The organism is Streptomyces sp. NPDC051913 (genome assembly GCF_044593635.1).
GTDB lineage: Bacteria > Actinomycetota > Actinomycetes > Streptomycetales > Streptomycetaceae > Streptomyces.
This window is the reverse complement of sequence record NZ_JBIUCI010000015.1, coordinates 1-24,067: the sequence shown is the minus strand read 5'-3', so window position 1 is coordinate 24,067 and position 24,067 is coordinate 1. Positions and strand designations below refer to the sequence as shown.

The window sequence follows — 24,067 nt, the reverse complement described above, 5'->3', positions numbered from 1 at the left end:
CGGCCGGACACTCCCCCGTCCGCCGCCGGGCCGGTGACATTCGTCGCGGGACGCCAGAAGGTCCCGATGACGTCCGTCGCGGGACTTCCAGGGGTCCCGGCACTCCAGAAAGCGAGCCCCGCCCATGGCCACCATGAAGTCCGTCCTGACCGCCAAGGACAAGGTCGACGTCCAGGACGTGGAGCGCCCCGCGCCCGGCCCCAAGGACGCACTCGTACGGATCCGCGCCTGCGGCATCTGCGGCACCGACACCTTCTTCCTCCATCTGGGCGGCATGCCCGCCGGCACCGACGGGTCGATGCGGGCCATCCCGCTGGGCCACGAGCCGGCCGGCGAGATCGTCGAGGTGGGCGCCGAGGTCACCGACGTCGCGGTCGGTGACCGGGTCGTCGTCAACCCGCAGGGTGTGCCCTCGGGCATCATCGGCTGCGGCGGCGCACACGGGGCGATGAGCGAGTACCTGCTGATCGAGGGTGTCGAGACCGGCAAGAACGTCGCCGTCTTCCCCGCCACCGTGCCCTTCGAGGTCGCCTCCCTCAACGAGCCGATGGCGGTGGCCCGGCACTGCGTCAACCGCTCCGAGGCCCGGCCCGCCGACAAGGTGGTGGTCTTCGGTGCCGGGCCCATCGGGCTGGGCGCGACGATCTGGCTGAAGCTGCGCGGCGTCGAGCACGTGGTCGTCGCCGACGTCATCCCCGAGCGGCTGGAGACCGCGCTGGCCGTCGGCGCCGACGCCGTCATCAACTCGGCGACCGAGGACATCGCCGAGCGTCTCACCGCACTCCACGGCCAGGCCGCCAACGCCCTCGGCCAGCCCCGCCCCGGCACCGACATCTACATCGACGCCGCCGGCGCTCCCGCCGTCTTCCAGGCCGTCGTCGACAACGCCAAGTGGCACGCCAGGCTGGTCATGGTCGCCGTACAGAAGAAGTCCGACGCGATCGACCTCGGCGGCATGCTCCGCAGCGAACTCACGCTGATCGCCTCGCAGGGCTACCCCACCGAGATCTTCGAGGTGACGCCCGAACTCGTCGAGCACCACGAACGCTTCGCCCGCCTCATCAGCCACCGCGTCCCGTTCACCGACGTCGCCCACGCCTTCGAACTCGCCCTCACCCCGGGCGCCGCCGAGAAGGTCGTGGTCACCTTCGACGACCCGGCATGACCGGCGCCGACCGCCCACCTCCGGCCTTCGAACGGCCGGGAGGTGGGCGGTCACGCCCGTGCACACCTCCATGTCCCGTGGCGGTGAAGGGCCTTACTGATCGTCAAGAGCCTCCTGCCGGGCCAGGAACTCCTCGAACGCCGCCCGTTGCCTCGGATCCATGAAGCCGTGGCGGACCCGGTCGGCCTGTTGCCTGAGCCAGTACGCCTCCTCGGGGTCCAGCAGCTCGGCGACCACCACGCCCTGGCGAGCGACCGCCGTACGCCCTCCCACGCGGCGCCGGAACAACGTGAACGCGCCGCACTGCAACGGGTGGGCCAGTTCAGGCTCCTGCGTCGCGGTCTCGGCGGGACGCTCCTCCCCCGTGTCACTCCCCGGGTAGGCGGCAGGCGCCCAGTGCTCCCAGAGCGCGAGCGTCGCCGCGGGCACCAGCATCGCGCGTTCCGCCTTCTCCCGCCCTTCCCACAGGAACGTGACCGTGACGGGCTCACCGACCGCCTCGGCCAGCCCGAGCACCCGCTCCATCTCGTCGTCGACCGGTTGCCCCACGACTACATCGACCTCAATGCCCATACCGCGTGAGGCTACTGGCCGCCTCGGACAGGCCGACGGGTTCCCCCGCCCCCGTGATCGAGGCGAGTGCGTCCCGAGGGCAGAGGCGCCTCCTGCACCCAGTTCACAGACCTCGTCGTGTTCGGCGGGCAGGGTCTCCAGACGCACCGGCCACCGTACGTCGGCGTATCGCCGCCAGCGGGTGGGATCCGTCGTGAGCAGCGTGAACGAGCCCGTTGCGAAGGGCTCCCACGAGCCGGAACCACACCCAGCGTTCCAGGAGCGCCCGAGCGGTGAGCCCGACCGGCCCGCCCCCGACGATCAACACGGCCACGTCCGACTCCGCCACGGGCATGCCTCGCTCCTTGCACTCACCCCGAGTCCGCCTGGGCCATCGCCTTGATCCAGGATGCCGCAAATGTCCCGACCCGTCCTTCGAGCAGTCTTTCGAGCACGCTCCGCACCCCATACGGCAGACTCACCCCCATGGACATCTCCATGGACACCCCCTCGGACGCTCTCTCGGACGACGCCCCGTTGGGTACCGCCGAGTTCATCCGGATCCTCGACCGGGAGGGCCGCCTGCTCGCCGACGCCGCGGAGGAGGCCGGCAGCGACGCCAGGGTGCCGACCTGCCCGGAGTGGCAGGTGCGGGATCTCGTACGGCACACCGGCACGGTGCACCGCTGGGCGACCGCGTTCGTCGCCGAGGCGTACCCGACACCCCGCCCGCCGGGCGACGAGCCCGACCTCGACGGCGCCGACCTCGTGACCTGGTTCCGGGAGGGGCACGCGAACCTCGTGCGCACCCTGACCGCCGCACCCTCCGACCTGCGCTGCTGGCACTTCCTGCCCGCCCCGTCCCCGCTCGCGTTCTGGGCGCGCAGGCAGGCGCACGAGACGGCCGTGCACCGGTTCGACGCGCAGAGCGCCCGCGGCGGTACGCCGAGCGAGCTCAGCCCCCGGTTCGCCGCCGACGGCGTCGACGAACTGCTGCGCGGCTTCCACGCCCGGCCCAGGAGCAGGGTGCGCAGCGAGGAGCCCCGGGTGCTGCGGGTGCGGGCGACGGATATGGACGACGCCGTGTGGACCGTACGGCTGACCCAGGAGCCGCCGGCGGCCGAGCGGGGCGAGGCGGGGGACGCGGAGTGTGAGATCGCCGGGCCCGCAGGGGAGTTGTACCTGTCGCTGTGGAACCGGGTGCCGTTCCCGGACGTGAGCGGTGACGGCTCGCTCGCCGACCTCTGGCGCGATCGGTCCGCCATCGGCTGAGCCGGGGCGGCAGACCCCGCCCGCCGTCAACCGGACCGGGCTCGGCCCGGGTCCGACAAGGCCAGGCTCAGCCCGAGTTCAACATCCGCGTCAACACCGCACGCTGCACCGGCAGCACCGCGCCGTGCAGCGTGCGCCCCTTGTCCGTGAGGCCCACCCGGACGCCGCGCCGGTCCTCGGCGCACATACCGCGCTCGACGAGCCCGTCCTTCTCCAGGCGGGCGATCAGCCGCGACAGCGCGCTCTGACTGAGATGGACGCGGTCGGAGATCTCCTGGACGCGGTAGAAGCAGGCGCTGTCCTTCGCGCGCCCGTCGGCGAGCACGTCGAGGACCTCGAAGTCGCTTGCGCACAGGCCGTGTTGATGGAGTGCGCGGTCGAGTTCGCACTGGGTGCGCGCATGCAGCGCCAGGATGTCCCGCCACTGCTCCGCGAGCGCCTGCTCGGCCTTCTTCGCCGCCATGGGCGCACCGTAGCAGAGAACAAGAATTATTGCACCGTAATTAAATGCGCTTGCATTCGATGCATGCGCATGTAGTGTCTCCGGCATGACCTCTCCGCTCACCACCCCTACGCCCGAAGGGCGTTGGACCCCCCGGCTGTGGGGCACCCTGCTGGTGCTCTGCGCCGCGATGTTCCTGGACGCGCTGGACGTGTCGATGGTCGGCGTCGCCCTGCCGTCCATCGGTGCCGAACTCGGCCTGTCCACCTCGACCCTGCAATGGATCGTCAGCGGCTACATCCTGGGCTACGGCGGGCTGCTGCTGCTCGGCGGGCGCGCCGCCGACCTGTTGGGCCGCCGCCAGGTCTTCCTGGCCGCCCTCGCCGTCTTCGCCCTCGCCTCGCTGCTCGGCGGACTCGTCGACTCCGGGCCGCTGCTGATCGCCAGCCGTTTCGTCAAGGGCCTGAGTGCCGCGTTCACCGCACCCGCCGGCCTCTCCATCATCACCACGACCTTCGCCGAGGGCCCGCTGCGCAACCGCGCCCTGTCGATCTACACCACCTGCGGCGCCACCGGCTACTCGATGGGCCTCGTCTTCTCCGGCCTGCTGACGGAGGCCAGTTGGCGGTACACGATGCTGCTGCCCGCCCCCGTCGCGCTCATCGCCCTCGCCGTCGGCATCAAGCTGCTGCCGCGCACCGCGCACGAGAAGAACAGCGGCGGCTACGACATCCCGGGCGCCGTTCTCGGGACCGCCTCGATGCTGCTGCTGGTCTTCACGGTTGTGGAAGCGGCCGAAGTCGGCTGGGGCTCCGCCCGGACCGTCCTTTCCTTCCTCGCGGTCGCCGCCCTCCTCACCGCCTTCGTGGTCGTCGAACGGCGCAGCCCCAGCCCGCTCATTCGGCTCGGCGTGCTGCGCTCCGGCCCCCAAGTCCGAGCGCAACTGGGCGCGTTGACCTTCCTCGGCAGCTACATCGGCTTCCAGTTCCTGGTCACGCTGTACATGCAGCAACTGCTCGGCTGGTCGGCGCTCCACACCGCCCTTGCCTTCCTGCCGGCGGGCGCGCTCGTGGCGCTCTCCGCGACGAAGGTGGGCACCGTCATCGACCGTGTCGGCACTCCCCGGCTGATCGTGGTCGGCTTCGCCCTGATGGTCGTCGGCTATCTGCTCTTCCTGCGCATCGACCTCGACCCCGCCTACGCCGCGGTGATCCTGCCGACCATGCTCCTGGTCGGCGCGGCCTTCGCGCTGACCTTCCCCTCCCTCAACGTCCAGGCCACCAACGGAGTCGGCGAACACGAGCAGGGCATGGTGTCGGGTCTGCTCAACACCTCGGTACAGGTGGGCGGCGCGCTGTTCCTGGCCGTGGTGACGGCGGTCATGACCGCCAACGCCCCGCAGGACCCGGCCGCCTCGAAGCAGGCCGTCCTCGACGGCTACCTGCCCGGCCTCGTCGTCGTCACCGGCATCGCGGTCGCGGGCCTGCTGATCTCCCTCACCGGTCTGCGCGTCCGTCGCCCGCGGGAGCCGTCCGTGGTGGTCGCCAAGTCCACCTCCCAGGAGAAGGCGGAGCGCGTCGTCGTACGCGACTAGGGCCTGTCCGGTGCCCGGCGGAGCCTGCTTGCTCCGCCGGGCACCCGGCTGTGAGACTCGTCGTATGACCACACACGGGGGACGACCGGATCAGGCCAGGCGGGACGCGATCACCGTCGAGATCGGATACGCGCTGTTCAGCGCGGCGTTCGCGGCGGCCGTCGTGTTCGGGGCGGTCGCGGGGCCGGCGCTGCTCTTCGATCTGCCGGACACGCTGGAGAAGGTGCTGATCCGCGTCGGGCTCTGGATCGCCCCCGTGCTGTTCGCCGCCCGGGTCATCAGCGTGCTGCTCCGCTTCCGCCGCGACGCCGCTCAGCCCAGCCAGCCCGGCCGCACCAACCCCGACTCATAGGCCAGCACCACGAGTTGGGCCCGGTCACGGGCGCCCAGCTTCACCATCGTGCGGCTGACGTGGGTCTTCGCGGTGAGCGGGCTGACCACCAGCCGGCGGGCGATCTCCTCGTTGGACAGCCCGATGCCGACCAGGGCCATCACCTCGCGCTCCCGTTCCGTGAGCCCCGCGAGGGCGCCCGCGGCCGCGGGCTCCTTGGAACGGGCCGCGAACTCGCCGATCAGCCGGCGCGTCACCCCCGGCGACAGCAGCGCGTCGCCCTCGACCACGGCCCGTACGGCGCGCAGGAGTTCCTCCGGCTCGGTGTCCTTGACCAGAAAACCGGAGGCGCCCGACCGGATCGCCTCGAAGACGTACTCGTCGAGTTCGAAGGTCGTCAGCATGACCACCTTCACCTCCGCCAGCTCGCCGTCACCGGTGATCCCACGGGTCGCGGCGAGCCCGTCGAGCACCGGCATGCGGATGTCCATCAGGACGACGTCGGGGCGGAGTTCGCGGACCATGCGCAGCGCCTCCGCGCCGTCGGACGCCTCCCCGGCCACCTCGATGTCCGGCTGCGCGTCGAGCAGCGCGCGGAAGCCGGCCCGTACCAATGACTGGTCGTCGGCGAGCAGTACGCGGATCACCGGTCATCCTCCTTGGCGTTGACCTGCAACGGCAGTACGGCAAGCACCCGGAAGCCCCCGTCGGGCCGCGGTCCCGCCTCGATCGTGCCACCCAGCGCGGCGGCCCGCTCCCGCATTCCGGCCAGCCCGTTGCCGCTGCCGCCCGCGTCGGCGCCGGTCGCGGGACCGTCGTCGTCGATGCGCAGTCGCAGCGCCGTACCGCCCCTGGAATCGAGGCGCACGCGCGCGTGCCGCGATCCCGAGTGCCGTACGACGTTGGTCAGGGCCTCCTGGACGATGCGGAACGCGGCGAGATCCGTGCCGGGCGGCAGCCTGGGCGCCTCGCCCTCGACCGCCACGGTCAGACCGGTGCGCGCGGCCTGCTCCACCAGCTCGGGCAGGCGGCCGAGGCCGGGAGCGGGAGCGCGGGGCACGTCTCCGGGGGCGCGCAGGGTGTCGAGGACCTGGCGAACCTCCCCGAGCGCCTCCTTGCTGGCGGCCTTGATGGTGGTGAGCGCGGTGCGGGCCTGTTCGGGGTCGCTGTCCAGGAGGGCGAGGCCCACACCTGCCTGCACATTGATCACGGAGATGCTGTGGGCGAGGACGTCGTGCAGTTCACGGGCGATCCGCAGCCGCTCCTCGTCGGCCCGCCGCCGCGCCGCCTGGGCCCGCTCGGCCCGCTCCCGCGCCCACTGCTCCCGCCGGGTCCGGACCAGCTCCGCCAGGGCCACGATCGCGACGGCCCACGCCGCGACCACGCCCTGCGACCCCCAGGAGGCGGCCGCGTCCCCGGACGGCGGCAGCCACGGGTAGAGCCAGTGGGCCACCAGCAGATGTCCGACCCAGAGCCCGCCGAGCGCGGTCCAGGCGGCCGTACGGTGTCCGGCCACGACGGCGCTGAAGCAGGCCACGGCGACGGCCACGAAGACGGGTCCATAGGGATATCCGGCACCGAGATAGAGCATCGTGGCGGCCGCCGTGCCGAACACGACGACCACCGGGTACCGGTGCCGCCACAGCAGCAGCCCGGCCGCGAGGACGAGCAGCACACGCGCGAAGGTGTCGAGCGGCGCCCGGTCGTGCATCTGTTGCTGGGCCGCGAAACGGGACCCACCGAGCACGAAGGCCGTGATCAGCACGGTGGAGGGCCAGGGCAACCGGGAGGCGCCGCCCTCGTCGCCCCACCGGTTCCACCACGGCGGCCCGTGCCGCCACCACAGCGGCGGACCGCCTCCGCGCACGCGCTGCTCGTCCATGTCCGCCACGCTAGACGCCACCGGCGGCGCGGGGCGTCAGCCGGGCGAGGTCATCACGGGTACTCCCGGGGAAGTACGAGGGCCCGACCACGACGTACGCGCCCCGCTCCGCGAAGTACGTCCACGGGGCCCCGCCCTCTCGGATGCGCGCACCGGCCGAGCCCGGGCGTCCCCTATCCCCCGTACACCAGCCCGACCCCGTGGGCCAGTTCTCCCACCGCGTGCCGGAAGAACGTCGCCCGGTCCTCGACCACCCGGTTGAACTGCCCGAACAGCTCGAACCCGATCAGCCCGTACAGCTGGGCCCAGGCCGCCACGAGCGCCGTGACCGTCTCCGGGGGGAGGTCGGGGGCGAGGTCGGCGGTCATACGCTCGGCCTCGGGGCGCAGTTCGGCGGGCAGCCGGGGCTTGGCGAGGCCGCGGCCCTGATACGCCTCGCGGGTGAGGCCGATGAGGAGCAGCCCGACCCGGGAGGCGGCCGGGACGGTCGCCTGGGGAGCGCTGTATCCGGGCACCGGGGAACCGTAGATCAGCGCGTACTCGTGCGGATTGCCCAGAGCCCAGTCGCGGACCGCCTCGCAGACCGCGACCCAGCGCTGTGCGGGCGCGGCGCCGGCGGCTTTGTGGTGCGCGGCTTCGGCGCTCTCGCCGAGGGAGTTGTAGGCGTCGATGATGAGCGCGGTGAGCAGGTCGTCGCGGCTGGGGAAGTAGCGGTAGAGCGCGGAGGAGACCATGCCGAGCTCACGTGCCACGGCGCGCAGCGAGAGCTTGGCGGCGCCGTCGACCGCGAGCTGTCTGCGCGCCTCGTCCTTGATGGCCGCGGTGACTTCGATACGGGCGCGCGCTCGGGCGCCGCGGGGGGTGCTGTCGTCTGCGGTGCTCATGAGAGCCAGTGTCCCATGAAAGGAGAGCAGTGCACACAAACGAGAGCGCCGATATAAATCGAGAGCACTGCTCTTGCTTTGGAGCACCGATCCGGTGCAGACTGAAGGCCAAGCGAGAGCATCGCTCACAAAAGAGAGCGGCGCTCCACTCAGACCCTCTGGGGGACCTCATGGCCGCGTCCACGCACGTCAAGAAGCCCGGCTGGTTCACCGTCAACGTCTTCAACCGCCTCGTGGCCTGGCTGACCCGCCGCGGTCTGAGCGTCTGGGGCTCCCGGGTGCTCGCCGTCCGCGGCCGCAAGAGCGGCGAATGGCGGACCACCCCCGTGAACCTGCTGGCCGTCGACGGACAGCAGTACCTCCTCGCCCCGCGCGGTCACGTCCAGTGGACGCACAACATGCGCGCCGCCGCCGGCGGAGAGCTGCACCTCGGCAAGAACGTCGACGTGTTCACCGCCGTCGAGGTCGCCGACGACGACAAGGTGCCGCTGCTGCGCGCCTACCTCAAGCGCTGGAAGGCCGAGGTCGGCGTCTTCTTCGACGGAGTCGGCCCCGACTCCCCCGACGCCGACCTGCGCCGCATCGCCCCGGACCACCCGGTCTTCCGCATCACGATCACGAACTGACCCCGCTCACCACGACCGCCATCACGCTCCGCCGGTGCCGGCACCCTCCACGGCGGACGCGTACGCACCACAGGCCGACGCCCACGCACCACACAGGCGGATGCCCGGCACGAAGGGCCGACGCCGCGCGCTACAGACCGACGTCCCCCGCACACACACGCAACGGGCCGACGCCCGCGCTACGACAGGCCGAGAAGCCGGGGACGAGTCACCAGCGCCACGGCGACGACGCCCACCGGCCGGGCTGCGGCGTCCGGCATCCGGCATCCGGCATCTTCGACACCAGCCACCGGGCGAGCGCCCTCAGACGGCCAGGACCGCACTCCGCCGCTGACGCATTTCCTACGACCGCCGCCACGCGCCGAGGCAGACGCCACGCACTCCCCGGCCGACGCCAGGCACAACAGGCCAACGTCCCGCTTCAGCGCTGACACGACGCTTCACCGCCGACGCCATGTGCCATCGCCGGCACCACGCGTGCCCGCCGCCCCCGGCCGACGCCCGCCACTCATCGGCGCGGCACCCACCTCACCGACACGGCGCCCACCCCACCGGCGGACCCCGTACCTCACCGGCGGCCCCCTACGTCAGGAGCCCGGCTCGCCGTCGGCGGGAGCGGCCGGCGCGGTCGGCTCGGCCGGCGTCGGAAGACCGATCCGCCGGTCCAGCGCCGCCAGCGCCCGCTGCGCCATCGGACGCCCCCGCACCATCTCCCCGAGCGACGTCGACCCGCGGGTGATCTCCATGAACGCCCGCCAGGCCGGCCGGAACCCGGTCAGGGCGGCGTGGAACAGCCCCGGGCGACGCTCGAACGCCAGCAGCAGCCGCCGGCCGACACTCATCTCCACGCCCAGCCCCGCCTTGATCGCGAAGGCGTAGTTCAGGGCCTGGCGCCGGGTGTCCACGGCGTCGTGCGCCTCGGCGATCCGCACCGCCCACTCCCCCGCGAGCCGCCCCGAACGCAGCGCGAACGAGATCCCCTCGCGGGTCCACGGCTCAAGGAGACCCGCCGCGTCCCCGCACACCAGCACCCGCCCCCGCGACAGGGGCGAGTCATCGGCGCGGCAGCGGGTCAAGTGCCCGGAGGAGATGCTCGGTTCGAAGCCGGCGAGGCCGAGCCGGGCGATGAAGTCCTCCAAGTACCGCTTGGTGGCGGCGCCTTCACCGCGCGCGGAGATGACCCCGACCGTGAGGGTGTCGCCCTTGGGGAACACCCAGCCGTAACTGCCCGGCATCGGCCCCCAGTCGATGAGCACCCGCCCCTGCCAGTCCTCCGCGACCGTGTCGGGCACCGGGATCTCCGCCTCCAGGCCGAGATCGACCTGGTCGAGCTTCACCCCGACATGTGCTCCTATGCGGCTGGCGCTGCCGTCCGCACCGACCACGGCATGCGCCAGTACCGTCTCGCCGCCCTGGAGGACGACGGCGACCGTGCGCCGGTCCGGGACCGCCGAGCCGTGCTGCTCGACGCGCTGGACGGTGACGCCCGTACGCAACTCGGCGCCCGCCTTCTGGGCGTGCTCGACGAGCTGCTGGTCGAACTCGGGCCGGTTGATCAGCCCGAACAGCATCTGCTTGGAGCGGCGGGTGCGGGTGAAGCGGCCGTTGTGCGAGAACGTCACCGCGTGCACCCGGTCCCTGAAGGGCAGTTCGAAGCCCGGTGGCAGGGCGTCGCGCGAGGGACCGATGATGCCGCCGCCGCACGTTTTGTAACGGGGCAGCTCCGCCTTCTCCAGCAACAGCACACGCCGCCCGGCCACAGCCGCCGCATAGGCGGCCGAGGCCCCCGCGGGTCCCGCGCCCACCACGACGACGTCCCACACCTGCTGCGCGTCGTCCGCCGAAGAGTTCTCGCTGGTCACGATGGTCTGCCGCTCCGATCAAGCCGCTTGCCGCTGCTGCCTTGTGCATCCTACGACCGCCATCGCCGCAGGCCACTGTGGGAGGATCTCTCCACCCACACGTACAACGTCGCACCTACAAGGAGCGTGCCCATGTCGTCGAATCCGGTCGCCGAGACCGTCGCCTCGCTGATGCCCCGGGCGAAGGCGGAGCTCACCGAACTGGTGGCGTTCAAGTCGGTGGCGGACTTCGACCAGTTCCCCAGGAGCGAGAGCGAGGGCGCGGCCCGCTGGGTCGCGGACGCGCTGACCGCCGAGGGTTTCCAGGACGTGGCGCTGCTCGACACGCCGGACGGCACCCAGTCGGTGTACGGCTACCTGCCCGGCCCCGAGGGCGCGAGGACGGTCCTGCTGTACGCGCACTACGACGTGCAGCCGCCGCTGGACGAGAACGCCTGGACGACTCCGCCGTTCGAGCTGACCGAGCGGGACGGCCGCTGGTACGGGCGCGGTGCAGCCGACTGCAAGGGCGGCGTGATCATGCACCTGCTCGCGCTGCGCGCGCTGAAGGCGAACGGCGGTGTGCCGGTGCACGTCAAGGTGATCGCCGAGGGCTCGGAGGAGATGGGCACGGGCGGTCTGGAGCGTTACGCCGAGGCCCACCCGGAGCTGCTTGAGGCCGACACCATCGTGATCGGCGACGCGGGCAACTTCCGCGTCGGCCTGCCGACGGTGACGACCACCCTGCGCGGCATGACCCTGGTCCGTGTCCAGGTCGACACCCTCGCGGGCAACCTGCACTCCGGCCAGTTCGGCGGCGCGGCGCCGGACGCGCTGGCCGCGCTGATCCGCGTACTGGACTCGCTGCGCGCCGAGGACGGTTCGACGACGGTCGACGGGCTGGCCCCCGAGACGGCGTGGGACGGTCTTCAGCACGACGAGGAGCAGTTCCGGCAGGACGCCAAGGTGCTGGACGGAGTGGAGCTGATCGGTTCCGGCACGGTCGCGGACCGTATCTGGGCGCGTCCGGCCGTGACGGTCCTCGGCATCGACTGCCCGCCGGTCGTCGGCGCCACCCCGTCCGTGCAGGCGGGCGCCCGGGCGCTGGTGAGCCTGCGGGTGCCGCCGGGTACGGACGCCGCCGAGGCGACGAAGCTGCTCCAGGCCCACCTGGAGACGCGTACGCCGTGGGGGGCGCGGGTGCGCACCGAGCAGGTCGGCCAGGGCCAGCCCTTCAGCGCCGACCCGACGAGCCCGGCGTACACGGCGATGGCCGAGGCGATGTCGGTGGCGTACCCGGGTCAGGAGATGCAGTACGCGGGTCAGGGCGGCTCCATCCCGCTCTGCAACACCCTCGCCGCCCTCTACCCGGGCGCGGAGATCCTGCTGATCGGGCTGAGCGAGCCCGAGGCGCAGATCCACGCGGTCAACGAGAGCGTCTCGCCCGAGGAGTTGGAGCGCCTGTCGGTGGCCGAGGCCCTGTTCCTGCGCAACTACGCGGCGATGTGAACCGCCTGACCGCACATTCCGACATCGGTATGTCCCTGGCCCGTCTCGACGACCACGACCTCGCCGGGCTCGTGGCGGCGGGGCGGCCGCTGGGCACCGGAATCGGCGGGCGGGCCACGCTCGTCGAGGCCGCCGGCCGGCCGGTGTTCGTGAAACGGGTGCCGCTCACCGACATCGAGCGGCACCCGGACCATGTGCGGTCCACGGCGAACGTCTTCGGCGTGCCGACCTACTGCCACTACGGCATCGGAACGATCGGCGCGCCGGGCTTCGGGGCGTGGCGTGAGCTCGCGGTCCACACGATGACGACCGACTGGGTGCTGTCCGGCCGGTACACGGGCTTTCCGCTGCTGCACCACTGGCGGGTGCTGCCCGACTCACCCCAGCCGCTGCCGGCCGAACTGGCCGATGTGGAGCGGACGGTGGCGTACTGGGGTCCGGGGGTGCGCGAGCGCCTCGAAGGGCTGCGGACGGCGTCCGCGAGCCTGACCCTCTTCCTGGAGTACGTGCCGTACACCCTGCACGACTGGTTGGACGTCCAGTTGCGCACCAGCCACGCCGACCGCGCCTGCTCCCTGGTGGAGCGGGGCCTGCGGTCCGTCACCGACTTCCTCCACGCGCGCGAACTCCTGCATTTCGACGCCCACTTCAAGAACATCCTCACCGACGGCCGGCAGCTCTACCTCGCCGACTACGGCCTCTCCCTCTCCGCCCGCTTTCAACTGGCCCCACACGAACGCGACTTCTTCGCGAGGCACCGCCATTACGACCGCGCCTACACGGCGAGCTATCTGGTCAACTGGCTCACCGTCGCACTGCACGGCTACGGCCCCGACGACCGCCGGTCGTTCATCGAAGCGTGCGCCGAGGGCATGCGGCCCAGGGGCATCCCCCGGGCCGCCGCGAGCATCCTCGTCCGCCACGCGCGCGTGGCCTCGCTCATGGGCGACTTCGACCGCCGGTTCCAGCGGGAGAGCAGGACGACGCCGTATCCGACGGACGAACTGAGACTGGAGAGCGCCTAACCCACCGGAATCCCGGCCTCCAGGTACAGCGCCGCCCCGCGTTCCCGCGCCCGCAGCGCCCAGCGCAGCCGCTCGTAACGGACGGGAGGCAGCAGGTCGGCGGCCTCCTCCTCGTCGGCGAAGCGCCATGCGCGCAGTTCGGGCCCGGGCAGCAGCAAGCGTCCGGCCTCGGCCGAGTCGAGCCGGCCGCCGTCGAAGAGGAGGCGCAGACCGCCGTATCCGGGTGGCGCGGGCTGTTCCCAGTCGACGACCAGCAGACGTGGTACGTCGTCCAGCTCGATCCCGGTCTCCTCGGCGACCTCGCGCATGCCCGCGCGCGCGGGAGCCTCGCCGGGCTCGACGACGCCGCCGGGGAACTCCCAGCCGGCCTTGTAGGTGGGGTCGACGAGCAGCACCCGGTCCCGCTCGTCGAAGAGGAGAACGCCGGCGGCGACGGTCTCGGCGGTCGGCTCGGGGGTCTGCACGATGTCGCAGACGGGCACGGTGCCGGATCCGACCGCCTCGGCGATCCGGACGGCCGTCTCGTACGGGGTGAGGGCGCTGGTGTCGACCAGGTGGGCGTCGGCGGTGAGCCAGGAGGCGAGGGCGGTGCGGTACGGCTCGATGTGGTCGTACGACCACTGCCGTACCCGTATCTCGCCGTCCGGGAGGTCGGGCGGGATGTCCCGCCCGGCTATTCGCTCGCGCAGGATCGTTTCCGCCGGGGCGAGGAGGAGGTGCTGGACGCTGATGCGGCGGGCCGCGAGGCCGCCGAAGATCTCGTCGCGGTACTCCTGGCGCAGCAGGGTCATGGGGACCACGAGGGTCCCGCCGAGCTCGGCGAGCATCGCTGCCGCCGTGTCGATCACGAGGCGGCGCCAGATCGGCAGGTCCTGGTGGTCGCCGACCTCGGCGAGGTGTTTGGGCGGGAGCAGGTGCGCGAGCGCCCCGCCGATCACCTCGGGGTCGAAGAGTGTGCTGTTCGGGAGCAGTTCGATCAGTTCCCGTGCGGCGGTGGTCTTCCCCGCACCGAACGCGCCGTTGATCCAAACGACGGTCACGGTTCCCCCTCTTCTGTTGGCCCCCTGAGGCTTGCCCGCTCCACCCTGCCACGGAAACCAGCCCCAGTTGAGGGCCCACGTACGACGGTGCCGGCGCCCCCTGCGGCGAGGGGCGCCGGCACCGTGGTCCCGCTCTCGTCAGTCGTTCTGGCCGAGGGCGTTCTTGTCGACGGCCAGGCTGTCGCTGGCGATGGTGTGGTCGAGGGTGCTGAGGGTCTTGTCGACGTCGAGATCGGTGAGATTGTCGCCGACCGCGTGGGACGGGGTGATCGCGGCGACGACGAAACCGGTGGCCAGGGAGGCGATGGCAGCCATGGTGCGCTTCTTCATGCCCGGTTCAACTGCGAAACCGGTCATGGGTCACGCCCCACTCCGCGCGGGCACCCGGCCGGCTCCGGCACGAGCGCGAAACACGAGCTCGCGGGCGGCGTCGGACCACTGCGGGTGCTCGAAGGCGAACCCTGCCTCCAGGGTTGAACGCGTTCACAACCCAGGGCTTCCGCCGGCCCGCGCGACAGGCGGTCTACCGGGATCACACCGTGGCGCGTACATGTAGTCATCCCACCTTTCGCCGGTACGGAGGAACGTAACGATGCGTCACCTTCACACCCGCACAACCCGTGGCCGAGTGGTCGGAGCACTCACCGCCGCCCTGCTCGCCGCCGCCGGACTCGCCGCACCCACGGCGCAGGCCGCCGCACCCGCCCTGGACGACGGTCTCGCCCTCACCCCGCCCATGGGCTTCAACAACTGGAACTCCACGCACTGCCGTGCCGAGTTCAACGAGGCCATGGTCAAGTCGATCGCGGACATCTTCGTGGACAAGGGCCTCAAGGACGTCGGATACCAGTACGTCAACCTCGACGACTGCTGGGCCCTGCCCGACCGGGACGCGAACGGCAAGCTCGTTCCGGACCCCGCCCGCTTCCCCAACGGGATCAAGGCGGTCGCGGACTACGTGCACTCCAAGGGCCTGAAGTTCGGCATCTACACGAGCGCGGGCACCAAGACGTGCAACACCGCGGGATTTCCCGGTGCGTTGGGCCATGAGTACAGCGACGCCCAGCAGTTCGCGGACTGGGGCGTGGATTACCTCAAGTACGACAACTGCAACAACCAGGGCGTGGACGCCAAGTCGCGTTACACGACCATGCGCGACGCCCTGCGAGCGACCGGCCGGCCCATCGTCTACAGCATCTGCGAGTGGGGTGAGAACAAGCCCTGGGAGTGGGCGTCCGACGTGGGCCACCTGTGGCGCACGACCGGTGACATCAGCGACAACTGGGGCTCGATGCTCTCGATCCTGAGGCAGAACCTCCCCCTCGCCGAGCACGCCGGCCCCGGGCACTGGAACGACCCGGACATGCTGGAGGTCGGCAACGGCGGCATGACGGACACCGAGTACCGCTCCCACTTCTCCCTGTGGTCGATCATGGCCGCGCCGCTCCTCATCGGCTCCGACCTGCGCAGCGCGAGCGACGCGACCTACGAGATCCTCGGCAACAAGGAGGTCGTCGCGGTCGACCAGGACCCGCTCGGCAAGCAGGGCACCGTCGTCTCCTCGGAGGGCGGCCGGTGGGTCATCGCCAAGCAGATGCGGGACGGCAGCCGCGCCGTGGCCCTGTTCAACGAGTCCGGCACTCCACAGCGCGTCGCCACGACCGCCGCGGCGGTCGGCCTGCCCGCCGCCGACGCCTACACGCTGCGCGACCTGTGGCAGCACCGGAGTTACAACACCGCGGGCACCATCGCGGCGACCGTCCCGGCGCACGGCACGGTCCTCGTACGGGTCTCCGCCGACCCCGCGTGGGCCAAGCACCCGCCGGCCGTGGAACTCGGTCTGGAAGGCAGCCCGTTGATCGAGGCCGGCACCCAGGCCGCGCTGACGAGCTCGGTCACCGATCTGGGCCGCACCCCGGCCCGGCAGGTCTCCGTCGCCCTCACCGGCCCCGCGGGCTGGTCCGTGCGCGCCACCTCCGCGACCACGGCGGCCGTCCTGCCGACGAGCCGTTCCCTGCGCACCGGATGGACGGTGGCCGCACCCGCCGGGACGCCTGCGGGGTCGTACGACCTGACACTCAAGGCGCGTTACCGCTCACCGGCCGGTGCTCGCGTCACCACCGCCCTGACCGTGACGGTCTCCGTGGTGGTGCCGCCGCCCTCGGGCACCTCCGAGCTGAGTGACCTTCCATGGCTGTCGGCCCTCAGCGGATGGGGGCCGGTGGAGCGCGACACCAGCAATGGAGAGAACACCGCGGGCGACGGACATCCGATCACCATCGGCGGCGTGGTGTACGCCAAGGGCCTGGGCGTGCACGCCCAGAGCATCATCGAGTACTACACGGGCAAGACGTGCGAGACGGTCAGCGCGGACGTCGGCGTCGACGACGAGAAGGGCGCCGCCGGGACGGTCGCCTTCGAGATCTGGGCGGACGGCACCAAGGTCGCCTCGACCGGGGTCCTCACCAACGCGATGCCGGCCCAGCCGCTCACCGCGGACGTCACCGGTGCCCAGGTGGTCCGGCTCGTCGTCACCGACGGCGGCGACGGCCTCGACTCGGACCACGCCGACTGGGCGGACGCCCGGTTGAGCTGCTGAGGTCCGTCGGCGGCCGGGTGCGCCGAACGGCGGGCCCGGCCGCCGGCCTGAACGTTCCTGCGGGACCGTGTCAGACCGTCGCCCTGTCCGCTCCCTTGGCGAGCGCCGCCGCGGCCGCCCCCACCAGCCCCGCGTCCGTGCCCATCTGGGCCGGTACGACCGCGAGGCGCTGGACGAAGGAGAGGGTGGCGTAGTCGGTCAGGGCCTTGCGGAGCGGGGTGAGGAGCACCTCGCCCGCCTTGCCCACGCCTCCGCCGATCACCGCGATGTCGATCTCGACGAGGGTGGCCGTGGCGGCGATCCCGGCGGCCAGCGCCTGCGCGGCCCGCTCGAAGGAGGCCACGGCGATCGGATCGCCGGCCCCCGCCGCGGCGGCCACCGCGACGGCGGAGGTGTCGCCGTCCGGTCCGGGCCGCCAGCCGTTCTCGAAGGCCCGCCGGGCGATGTTCGGGCCGCTCGCGATGCGCTCCACACAGCCGCGCGAGCCGCACGCGCACGGGTCGCCGTCCATGTCCACGCTGATGTGGCCGATGTGTCCGGCGTTTCCGGTGGGGCCCGGGTGCAGTCGGCCGCCCAGGACCAGGCCGCCGCCGACGCCCGTCGACACCACCATGCACAGCGCGTTGGCGTGGCCGCGCGCGGCGCCCTGCCAGTGCTCGGCCGCCGTGATGGCCACGCCGTCGCCGATCAGCTCGACCGGGAGTCCGCCCGTCGCCTCCCGGACCCGCCGGACCAGCGGATAGTCGCGCCAGCCGGGCACGTTGACCGGGCTCACGGTGCCCGCGGAGGCGTCCACGGGGCCCGCGCTGCCGATACCGAGGGCCGAGGCGCGTCCCCACAGCGGCGACACGGTGAGTTCGCCGAGCACCTCCTCGACGGCCCGCATGACGGTCTCGCCGTCCTCCCGGGCGGGCGTGGCGCGCTGCGCGCGGACCAGGATGTGGCCGCGGTCGTCGACCAGCGCGCCGGCGATCTTGGTGCCGCCGATGTCGAGCGCTGCCACGAGGTCGGTGTGCATCAGTGTCAGATCTCCCCGTCAACCATGAGAAAGGGCGGGCCGTTCCGGAGTGGGGGCACGGAGACGGCAATTGCGGTGGACAGTGTCCCCCGCATCTGACAACGTTGTCCAGGCTCTATGCTCGACGCCACATCCTCATACAAAATCATGGACGCCGCATCCCTCCCCTGGGATGGTCCCTGGACAACCCGTGGACGACAGGACAGGACGCCGTATCGTGCCCGAGACCACCCGCCGCGCAGACCGAATCGCCGCCACGCGTTACGGCAACCGTCCGACGATGAAGGACGTGGCAGCACGCGCCGGAGTGGGCCTCAAGACGGTGTCCCGCGTGGTCAACGGCGAGCCGGGCGTCACCCCGGAGACCGAGCGCCGGGTCCAGGAGGCCATCGACGCGCTCGGCTTCCGGCGCAACGACAGCGCGCGCGTGCTGCGCAAGGGCCGAACCGCCAGCATCGGTCTGGTCCTCGAAGATCTCGCGGACCCGTTCTACGGCCCGCTGAGCCGCGCGGTCGAGGAGGTCGCCCGCGCCAACGGCGCCCTGCTGATCAACGGATCCAGCGCCGAGGACCCGGACCGTGAGCAGGAGTTGGTGCTGGCGCTGTGCGCGCGTCGGGTGGACGGCCTGGTCGTCATCCCGGCCGGGGACGACCACCGGTATCTGGAGCCGGAGTTGAAGGCGGGCGTGGCCACCGTGTTCGTGGACCGTCCGGCCGGCCAGATCGACGCCGACGTGGTCCTGTCCGACAACTACGGCGGTGCCCGCGACGGTGTCGCCCACCTCATCGCGCACGGACACCGCCGGATCGGCTTCATCGGCGACATGCCCCGCATCCACACCGCCGCCGAGCGGCTGCGCGGCTACCGGGCCGCCATGGAGGACGCCGGGATAGCGGTCGAGGAGGAGTGGATGTCCCTCGGGGTCACCGACCCGGAGCGGGTGCGCCGGGCGGCCGAGGAGATGCTGTCCGGGCCCGACCCGGTGACCGCGGTCTTCGCGGGCAACAACCGGGTGACGGTGACCGTGGTCCGCGTCCTCGCCGAGCAGTCGCGCCGGGTCGCCCTGGTCGGCTTCGACGACATCGAGCTCGCCGATCTCCTCCAGCCGGGCGTCACCGTCGTCGCCCAGGACGCCGCCGCCCTCGGCCGTACGGCCGCCGAGCGGCTGTTCCGGCAGCTGGACGGCACGCTGATCACCCCGGAGCGGATCGAGCTGCCGACCCGCCTGATCACCCGCGGCTCGGGCGAGCTGCCGCCGGCGGACTGAAAGGCAGTGCCCGTGTACGGCCGCACGTTGGAGGCACTGGGGCTGGCCGAGGCGCCGCGCGATCACCCGCTGCTCTACCCGGGCGCGTGGCCCCCGGACTCCGGACTCCTCGACGGGGACCGGCTGTTGCCCCTCGACCGCCTGGTGCACGAGGACCGCGTCCCCGTCCTCGCCGTCGGGTCCAACGCCAGTCCGGCCCAACTGCGGCACAAGATGGCCGAGCACGGGATCGTCTCCCCGGTCCCGATGGTGCGCACCCGCGTGACGGGCATCGACATCGGCGTCTCCGCGCACGTCAGCCGCCTCGGCTATGTGTCCGCCTCCCCCGTCGAAGCACCGGGGGCCGTAAGGGAGTTGTTCGTCACCTGGCTCGACGCCGAGCAACTCGCGGTCGTCGACGCCAGCGAGGGTGCGCATCTGGCGGCCGGGAACTACCGGCGGGCCTGGCTGCCCGACCCCGAGGTGCGGTTCGAGCTCGCGGACGGCACCGCCCTGCCGGGCGCGTACGTGTACGTCAACACGCACGGGGTGCTGCACGACGGCACCGGCGCCCCGCGCGGCCATCCGGGCCAGCGACCGCTGCTCACCGAACTCCTCGTCGGGTCGGCCCGGTTGAGGGAGCTGTTCGGTGTCACGCCCGAGGAGTTCTGCGCCCGGGCGCGCGCCGACCGGCAGTTGTGCCAGGAGGGCACACGGCTCTTCCGGCGGGAGAAGCTGGTGACCGACTCCGGCCTGGAGCGGTACACCGGGGATCAGCAGACGGGCAGGCCCGGCACCGGCTCGTCGTTGTCGCCGCCTCTGAGATAGACGTCGCTGACGAAGACGCCGGTGTTGCCGCTGTCGTCGTCCGTCTTCGCCCACCAGACGTTGGTCCACTCGCCGTAGGTCTCGCGGCGGCCCAGGTTCTGCTGGCAGTAGAAGTAGTTCGTGCCCGCGTTGAGGACGCCCGCCCTGGCGCCGGACGCGGTGTAGGAGTCGGCGGTCTTCCAGACCTGGCAGTTGTACTTGCCGCCGCCCGCGGAGACGCAGGACGCGGCGGGGGTCGTCTCGCCGGGTCCGTCGCCGCCGGACGTGGGAGTGCCGCCCGAAGTCCTGGTCGGGGCAGGGCTGGTGGCCCGCGGGGTGGGCTTGCCGTCCGCCGTACGTGTCGCGGACGGAGTTGGCGTCGGTGTCCTCGTGCCGCCCTTCTCGGTGGGCACGGGCTCGTCCGTACGCACGGCGTCCCCGCGGCCGCTCGCCGCCGACGTGACCGCGGCGTCGGTGACGGAGGACGTGGAGCGGGCGTCCGTCTCCGTGTCACCCGAGTCGTTCAGGAGGGCCACCGTCGCTCCGGCCGACGCGAGCAGGACGGTGACGGCCGCGGCCACGAGCAGGACAGGGCGCCTGCGACGGGTGGGGCGGGCGGTGTCCATGGGGCCGGTGACGACCGGTGTCCCCTGGTCGGGCGGTGGCCCGAACCCCGGCGGCACCGACGGAACGCTGTGCTCCGTCATCACGGGCGGCGCCGCCACCGCCGTACCCCGCAGCCGTGTCGTGGCGGAGTCGGCCGCCCCGGAATCCGCGACGCCCTGGAGCAGTTGCCGGGCCTCCTCCGCCTCCGGGCGTGCCTCGGGGCGCTTGTCCAGGAGCCGCTGGAGGACGGGACCGAGCGCCCCCGCGCGCGTGGGCTCGGGCAGGGGCTCGGTGACGATGGCGGTGAGCGTGGAGAAGGTCGACGTGCGCCGGAAGGGCGAGGAGCCCTCGACCGCCGCGTACAGGGTGGCGCCCAGGGCCCAGACGTCCGAGGCGGGGCCGGGATCGGCGCCCTGGGCTCGTTCGGGCGCCAAGTAGTCCAGGGAGCCGACGAGTTCGCCGCTGCGGGTCAGATGGGTGGCCGAGCCGTCACCCGGGTCGTCCATCGTGGCGATGCCGAAGTCGGTGAGGACCACGCGGCCCGACCGGTCGAGCAGGATGTTGCCGGGCTTCACGTCGCGGTGCAGGACGCCGGCGCGATGGGCAGCGGCGAGGGCGTCCATGACCTTGGCGCCGATGGCGGCGGCCTCGTGGGGGCCGAGGGTGCCGCGGTCGCGCAGGACGTCGTCCAGGGACGGTCCGTCGACCAGCTCCATGACGATCAGGGGGCGGCCGTCGACCTCCGCCACGTCGTGCACGGCGATCACGCCGGGGTGGCGCACCCGGGCCGCCGCGCGGGCCTCGCGCTGCATACGCAGCCGCAGATCGGCCAGTTCCGGCCCGTCGGCGTCGGTGTAGGTGCGCAGCTCCTTGACGGCGACCTCACGGCCGAGGACCTCGTCCACCGCGCGCCAGACCATGCCCATGCCACCGCGCCCGAGCCGCGCCACGACGCGATAGCGCCCGGCCAGCAGCCTGCCGGTCCCCTCCGTCTGTCCTTCGTCCCCCGAAGACACCGCGGCCGCCCCGTTCCTGTGACACGTCTTGTGCGTGCCGTACAGACTACGGGGCGGCTGTGACAACCCTTTACGGCTGCTACTTCGCCGAGGCAGTCAGATCCGCCCGGCGCGGGCCGGCGTACGACTGGAGGCGCGCCAGGGTCAGTCCGGTGAGGCGGGTGACCTCGCCGGAGTCGAGGGCGCCGCAGTCCAGGCCGCGCAGGAGGTAGCCGGCGAGGGCCTTTGCGGTGGCGGGCTCGTCCATGACGGCGCCGTCGACGTGGTTGGCGTAGGCGGCGAGGCGCTTGGCGGCCGCCTCGAAGCCCTCGCGGTAGAAGGCGAACACGGCCGCGTACCGGGTGGGGAGGTGGCCGGGATGCATGTCCCAGCCCTGGTAGTAGGCGCGGGCCAGGGCGCGGCGGGTGAGGCCGTAGTGCAGCTTCCAGGCCTCGTGGACGTTCTCGGTGGTGCCGACCGGCAGGACGTTGGTCGAGCCGTCCGAGACGCGTACGCCGGTGCCCGCGGCGGCGACCTGCATGATCGCCTTGGCGTGGTCGGCGGCCGGGTGGTCGCTGGCCTGGTAGGCGGCGGAGACGCCGAGGCAGGCGCTGTAGTCGAAGGTGCCGTAGTGCAGACCGGTCGCACGGCCCTCGGCGGCGTCGATCATGCGGGCGACGGTGGCGGTGCCGTCGGCGGCGAGGATGGACTGGCTGGTCTCGATCTGGATCTCGAAGCCGATCCGGCCGGGGTTCAGACCGCGGGCCGTCTCGAACTGTTCCAGGAGCCTGACCATCGCGGTGACCTGCTCGGCATAGGTCACCTTGGGCAGCGTGAGGACCAGCCCGTCGGGCAGGCCGCCGGCCTCCATCAGGCCGGTGAGGAAGATGTCGAGGGTGCGGATGCCGCGGTCGCGGACCGGGGACTCCATGCACTTCATCCGGATGCCCATGTACGGGGCGGCCGTGCCGTTCTTGTACGCGTCCGCGACGAGACGGGCCGCGCGGGCGGCGTCCTGGTCCTCGTCGGCCCCCTTGTAGCCGTCCTCGAAGTCGACCCTGAGGTCCTCGATGGGCTCGCGTTCCAGCTTGGCGCGCACGCGCGCGTGGACCGGTTCGGCGAGGTCGTCGGCGAGTCCGAGGACGGCGGCGAAGGACGCGGCGTCCGGGGCGTGTGCGTCGAGGGCCGCGAGGGCCTGGTCGCCCCAGGAGCGGAGGGTGTCGGCGGCGAAGAGGTTGCCGGGGACGTAGACGGTGTGGACGGGCTGGCGGGTGCCCGGGTCACCGGGGTAGCGGCGCTCCAGCTCGGCGTCGACCGGCGCGAGGGAGGCGCTGATCTCCTCGCTGACGGCACCCGCGAGGCTCGTCGCCACCTGCTCCTGCTGACCCATGCCACACCCTCCTGTTTTCCGCACTACGGAATCAACAATCCGTAGAGCGAAGTTATCCGTGGATCTTCCCGCAGGTCAACACCCCGTCCACAGCGTGAGCCACCGCGCCCCTTCCGGCACCCCGGCCTCACCACGCCCTCTTTCGCACGCCGGTTCGCCCCTTCATCCTGATCCGTCGGGAGGGGATTCACATGCCGGACACCGACAGGATGACGCGTCGCATGGGACTGAGAACCCTGGTGGCCACCGCGCTCACCTTGCCCCTGATGGCCACGATGCCCGCCTCCGCCGCCCGTCCGGTGGGCCGCCGGCTCGACGCCATGACCTTCAATCTGCGCTTCGCCAGTGCCGTCGAACCCAACAGCTGGGCCGTCCGCCGCCCGGTGATGCGCGCCCTGCTGCGCCGCGAGGCCCCCACCTTCATCGGCACCCAGGAGGGCCTCTACCAGCAGTTGCTGGACATCCACACCGACCTCGGCCCGCACTACGCCTGGATCGGCACCGGCCGCGAGGGCGGCAGCCACGACGAGTCCACGGCGGTCTTCTACGACACCCGGCGCCTGGCCCCGCTCGAACACGACACCTACTGGCTCTCCGACACTCCCCGGGCCATCGGCTCCAACACCTGGGGCGCCGCGCTCCCCCGGATCGTCACCTGGGTCCGCTTCCGCGACCGCGCCGACGACGGGCGGGAGTTCTACGTCCTCAACACCCATCTGGACCATGTGAGCCAGTACGCGCGCGAGCGCGCCGCACTGCAGATCGCCGACGGCATCGCCACGTTCGACCGCGCCTTACCGGTCGTCGTCACCGGCGACTTCAACGCGGCGGCCCACGACAACCAGGCCTACCTCGACCTGATCGAGTCCGGACTCGTGGACACCTGGGACGCCGCCGCCGAGCGCGGTGACGCCTACGGGACGTTCCACGGCTACGAGCCGCTGACGCCCGACGGCGAGCGCATCGACTGGATCCTCGCCACACCGGGGGTGCGGGTCCACCGGGCCTCGATCAACACCTTCGCCGTGGACGGGCAGTTCCCGAGCGACCATCTGCCGGTCCAGGCCACGTTGACCCTGGGATGAGACAAGGCCCCCGCGACCGCCGGGAAAGCGGTCGCGGGGGCCTCGTACAAGCGCCTGCGGAGATCAGCCCTTGCGGGCCTTGACCTCTTCGGTGAGGGCGGGGACGACGTCGAAGAGGTCGCCGACGACGCCGTAGTCGACGAGGTCGAAGATCGGGG

Annotated in this window: 22 protein-coding genes; 11 read left to right on the top strand and 11 right to left on the bottom strand. The window is 72.0% G+C overall.

All coding sequences use genetic code 11. The annotated features are described in order from the left end of the window. The first annotated feature begins 124 nt into the window (after positions 1 to 124). Positions 125 to 1,165: a zinc-binding dehydrogenase gene (locus ACIHIX_RS35310; RefSeq protein ID WP_399963510.1), complete on the top strand. Its 1,041-nt coding sequence runs from the start codon at positions 125 to 127 to the stop codon at positions 1,163 to 1,165. A gap of 93 nt (positions 1,166 to 1,258) precedes the next feature. On the opposite strand, the gene ACIHIX_RS35305 is transcribed toward ACIHIX_RS35310, so the two are convergent. Beyond that, the gene (locus ACIHIX_RS35305) at positions 1,259 to 1,738 is read right to left on the bottom strand and encodes a hypothetical protein (RefSeq protein ID WP_399963508.1); all 480 of its coding nucleotides are present in this window, start codon (positions 1,736 to 1,738) and stop codon (positions 1,259 to 1,261) included. Between the two features lie 516 nt (positions 1,739 to 2,254). On the opposite strand from ACIHIX_RS35305, the gene ACIHIX_RS35300 reads away from it, so the two are divergent. Then, entirely contained in the window at positions 2,255 to 2,989 is a 735-nt protein-coding gene (locus ACIHIX_RS35300) for a maleylpyruvate isomerase family mycothiol-dependent enzyme (protein WP_399963924.1), read from the top strand. Positions 2,990 to 3,056: 67 nt separating this feature from the next. Here ACIHIX_RS35300 and ACIHIX_RS35295 read toward each other — a convergent pair whose 3' ends face one another. Then, on the bottom strand, positions 3,057 to 3,452 hold the full coding sequence (locus ACIHIX_RS35295) for a MarR family winged helix-turn-helix transcriptional regulator (protein WP_399963506.1): 396 nt from the start codon (positions 3,450 to 3,452) through the stop codon (positions 3,057 to 3,059). An 85-nt stretch (positions 3,453 to 3,537) separates the two neighbouring features. Between ACIHIX_RS35295 and ACIHIX_RS35290 the strand changes: the two genes are divergently transcribed. Both ACIHIX_RS35290 and ACIHIX_RS35285 read left to right on the top strand, forming a co-directional pair. Beyond that, on the top strand, positions 3,538 to 5,025 hold the full coding sequence (locus ACIHIX_RS35290) for an MFS transporter (protein ID WP_399963504.1): 1,488 nt from the start codon (positions 3,538 to 3,540) through the stop codon (positions 5,023 to 5,025). 64 nt (positions 5,026 to 5,089) lie between these two features. After that, positions 5,090 to 5,377 carry a DUF6332 family protein gene (locus ACIHIX_RS35285; protein ID WP_399963502.1) on the top strand — a complete coding sequence of 96 codons (288 nt, stop codon included), beginning with the start codon at positions 5,090 to 5,092 and terminating at the stop codon, positions 5,375 to 5,377. On the opposite strand, the gene ACIHIX_RS35280 is transcribed toward ACIHIX_RS35285, so the two are convergent. From ACIHIX_RS35280 to ACIHIX_RS35270, 3 genes are all read right to left on the bottom strand, one after another. Then, the gene (locus ACIHIX_RS35280; RefSeq protein ID WP_399963500.1) at positions 5,338 to 6,003 is read right to left on the bottom strand and encodes a response regulator; all 666 of its coding nucleotides are present in this window, start codon (positions 6,001 to 6,003) and stop codon (positions 5,338 to 5,340) included. The genes ACIHIX_RS35285 and ACIHIX_RS35280 overlap by 40 nt on opposite strands. Then, complete coding sequence (locus tag ACIHIX_RS35275; RefSeq protein WP_399963498.1) at positions 6,000 to 7,238, bottom strand: sensor histidine kinase; 1,239 nt, start codon at positions 7,236 to 7,238, stop codon at positions 6,000 to 6,002. The genes ACIHIX_RS35280 and ACIHIX_RS35275 overlap by 4 nt, the downstream gene beginning before the upstream one ends. A 173-nt stretch (positions 7,239 to 7,411) precedes the next feature. After that, entirely contained in the window at positions 7,412 to 8,122 is a 711-nt protein-coding gene (locus ACIHIX_RS35270) for a TetR/AcrR family transcriptional regulator (protein WP_399963496.1), read from the bottom strand. A gap of 170 nt (positions 8,123 to 8,292) precedes the next feature. On the opposite strand from ACIHIX_RS35270, the gene ACIHIX_RS35265 reads away from it, so the two are divergent. Further along, the gene (locus tag ACIHIX_RS35265) at positions 8,293 to 8,748 is read left to right on the top strand and encodes a nitroreductase family deazaflavin-dependent oxidoreductase (RefSeq protein ID WP_399963494.1); all 456 of its coding nucleotides are present in this window, start codon (positions 8,293 to 8,295) and stop codon (positions 8,746 to 8,748) included. 587 nt (positions 8,749 to 9,335) lie between these two features. Here ACIHIX_RS35265 and ACIHIX_RS35260 read toward each other — a convergent pair. Then, on the bottom strand, positions 9,336 to 10,610 hold the full coding sequence (locus ACIHIX_RS35260) for a geranylgeranyl reductase family protein (RefSeq protein WP_399963492.1): 1,275 nt from the start codon (positions 10,608 to 10,610) through the stop codon (positions 9,336 to 9,338). Positions 10,611 to 10,742: 132 nt separating this feature from the next. On the opposite strand from ACIHIX_RS35260, the gene ACIHIX_RS35255 reads away from it, so the two are divergent. Continuing rightward, positions 10,743 to 12,098 carry a dipeptidase gene (locus tag ACIHIX_RS35255; RefSeq protein ID WP_399963490.1) on the top strand — a complete coding sequence of 452 codons (1,356 nt, stop codon included), beginning with the start codon at positions 10,743 to 10,745 and terminating at the stop codon, positions 12,096 to 12,098. 29 nt (positions 12,099 to 12,127) lie between these two features. Continuing rightward, positions 12,128 to 13,123 carry a protein kinase family protein gene (locus ACIHIX_RS35250; RefSeq protein ID WP_399963488.1) on the top strand — a complete coding sequence of 332 codons (996 nt, stop codon included), beginning with the start codon at positions 12,128 to 12,130 and terminating at the stop codon, positions 13,121 to 13,123. Here the strand turns inward: ACIHIX_RS35250 and ACIHIX_RS35245 are convergent. Together ACIHIX_RS35245 and ACIHIX_RS35240 are read right to left on the bottom strand one after the other, a co-directional pair. Continuing rightward, positions 13,120 to 14,163 (bottom strand): NUDIX domain-containing protein, encoded by a 1,044-nt coding sequence (locus ACIHIX_RS35245; RefSeq protein ID WP_399963486.1) that lies wholly within the window; start codon positions 14,161 to 14,163, stop codon positions 13,120 to 13,122. The genes ACIHIX_RS35250 and ACIHIX_RS35245 overlap by 4 nt on opposite strands. Before the next feature lie 138 nt (positions 14,164 to 14,301). After that, complete coding sequence (locus ACIHIX_RS35240; protein ID WP_126270356.1) at positions 14,302 to 14,493, bottom strand: hypothetical protein; 192 nt, start codon at positions 14,491 to 14,493, stop codon at positions 14,302 to 14,304. Between the two features lie 262 nt (positions 14,494 to 14,755). Here ACIHIX_RS35240 and ACIHIX_RS35235 point away from each other — a divergent pair, with 262 nt between their 5' ends. Next, positions 14,756 to 16,762, top strand: a complete 2,007-nt coding sequence (locus ACIHIX_RS35235) for an NPCBM/NEW2 domain-containing protein (protein WP_399963484.1) — start codon at positions 14,756 to 14,758, stop codon at positions 16,760 to 16,762. Positions 16,763 to 16,832: 70 nt separating this feature from the next. Here the strand turns inward: ACIHIX_RS35235 and ACIHIX_RS35230 are convergent, their stop codons facing one another. Next, complete coding sequence (locus ACIHIX_RS35230) at positions 16,833 to 17,780, bottom strand: ROK family protein (protein ID WP_399963482.1); 948 nt, start codon at positions 17,778 to 17,780, stop codon at positions 16,833 to 16,835. A 217-nt stretch (positions 17,781 to 17,997) separates the two neighbouring features. Here ACIHIX_RS35230 and ACIHIX_RS35225 point away from each other — a divergent pair, with 217 nt between their 5' ends. Next, a complete protein-coding gene (locus ACIHIX_RS35225; RefSeq protein WP_399963480.1) occupies positions 17,998 to 19,047 on the top strand; it encodes a LacI family DNA-binding transcriptional regulator in 1,050 nt (349 codons plus the stop codon). Between the two features lie 12 nt (positions 19,048 to 19,059). Beyond that, on the top strand, positions 19,060 to 19,854 hold the full coding sequence (locus ACIHIX_RS35220) for a hypothetical protein (RefSeq protein WP_399963478.1): 795 nt from the start codon (positions 19,060 to 19,062) through the stop codon (positions 19,852 to 19,854). Here the strand turns inward: ACIHIX_RS35220 and ACIHIX_RS35215 are convergent. Both ACIHIX_RS35215 and ACIHIX_RS35210 read right to left on the bottom strand, forming a co-directional pair. Then, positions 19,800 to 21,455, bottom strand: coding sequence for a protein kinase (locus tag ACIHIX_RS35215; protein WP_399963476.1), 1,656 nt, complete (start codon positions 21,453 to 21,455; stop codon positions 19,800 to 19,802). The two genes, ACIHIX_RS35220 and ACIHIX_RS35215, sit on opposite strands and share 55 nt — an antisense overlap. A gap of 79 nt (positions 21,456 to 21,534) precedes the next feature. Beyond that, on the bottom strand, positions 21,535 to 22,824 hold the full coding sequence (locus ACIHIX_RS35210; RefSeq protein WP_399963474.1) for a DUF6986 family protein: 1,290 nt from the start codon (positions 22,822 to 22,824) through the stop codon (positions 21,535 to 21,537). Positions 22,825 to 23,015: 191 nt separating this feature from the next. Between ACIHIX_RS35210 and ACIHIX_RS35205 the strand changes: the two genes are divergently transcribed. After that, entirely contained in the window at positions 23,016 to 23,909 is an 894-nt protein-coding gene (locus ACIHIX_RS35205; RefSeq protein WP_399963472.1) for an endonuclease/exonuclease/phosphatase family protein, read from the top strand. The last annotated feature ends 158 nt before the right edge of the window (positions 23,910 to 24,067 follow it).

Coding starts and splice junctions, on each gene's coding strand:
- ACIHIX_RS35310 (WP_399963510.1), top strand. CDS start 125: ATGGCCACCATGAAGTCCGTCCTGACCGCCAAGGACAAGGTCGACGTC.
- ACIHIX_RS35305 (WP_399963508.1), bottom strand. CDS start 1,738: ATGGGCATTGAGGTCGATGTAGTCGTGGGGCAACCGGTCGACGACGAG.
- ACIHIX_RS35295 (WP_399963506.1), bottom strand. CDS start 3,452: ATGGCGGCGAAGAAGGCCGAGCAGGCGCTCGCGGAGCAGTGGCGGGAC.
- ACIHIX_RS35290 (WP_399963504.1), top strand. CDS start 3,538: ATGACCTCTCCGCTCACCACCCCTACGCCCGAAGGGCGTTGGACCCCC.
- ACIHIX_RS35285 (WP_399963502.1), top strand. CDS start 5,090: ATGACCACACACGGGGGACGACCGGATCAGGCCAGGCGGGACGCGATC.
- ACIHIX_RS35275 (WP_399963498.1), bottom strand. CDS start 7,238: ATGGACGAGCAGCGCGTGCGCGGAGGCGGTCCGCCGCTGTGGTGGCGG.
- ACIHIX_RS35270 (WP_399963496.1), bottom strand. CDS start 8,122: ATGAGCACCGCAGACGACAGCACCCCCCGCGGCGCCCGAGCGCGCGCC.
- ACIHIX_RS35265 (WP_399963494.1), top strand. CDS start 8,293: ATGGCCGCGTCCACGCACGTCAAGAAGCCCGGCTGGTTCACCGTCAAC.
- ACIHIX_RS35255 (WP_399963490.1), top strand. CDS start 10,743: ATGTCGTCGAATCCGGTCGCCGAGACCGTCGCCTCGCTGATGCCCCGG.
- ACIHIX_RS35250 (WP_399963488.1), top strand. CDS start 12,128: ATGTCCCTGGCCCGTCTCGACGACCACGACCTCGCCGGGCTCGTGGCG.
- ACIHIX_RS35240 (WP_126270356.1), bottom strand. CDS start 14,493: ATGAAGAAGCGCACCATGGCTGCCATCGCCTCCCTGGCCACCGGTTTC.
- ACIHIX_RS35235 (WP_399963484.1), top strand. CDS start 14,756: ATGCGTCACCTTCACACCCGCACAACCCGTGGCCGAGTGGTCGGAGCA.
- ACIHIX_RS35230 (WP_399963482.1), bottom strand. CDS start 17,780: ATGCACACCGACCTCGTGGCAGCGCTCGACATCGGCGGCACCAAGATC.
- ACIHIX_RS35210 (WP_399963474.1), bottom strand. CDS start 22,824: ATGGGTCAGCAGGAGCAGGTGGCGACGAGCCTCGCGGGTGCCGTCAGC.
- ACIHIX_RS35205 (WP_399963472.1), top strand. CDS start 23,016: ATGCCGGACACCGACAGGATGACGCGTCGCATGGGACTGAGAACCCTG.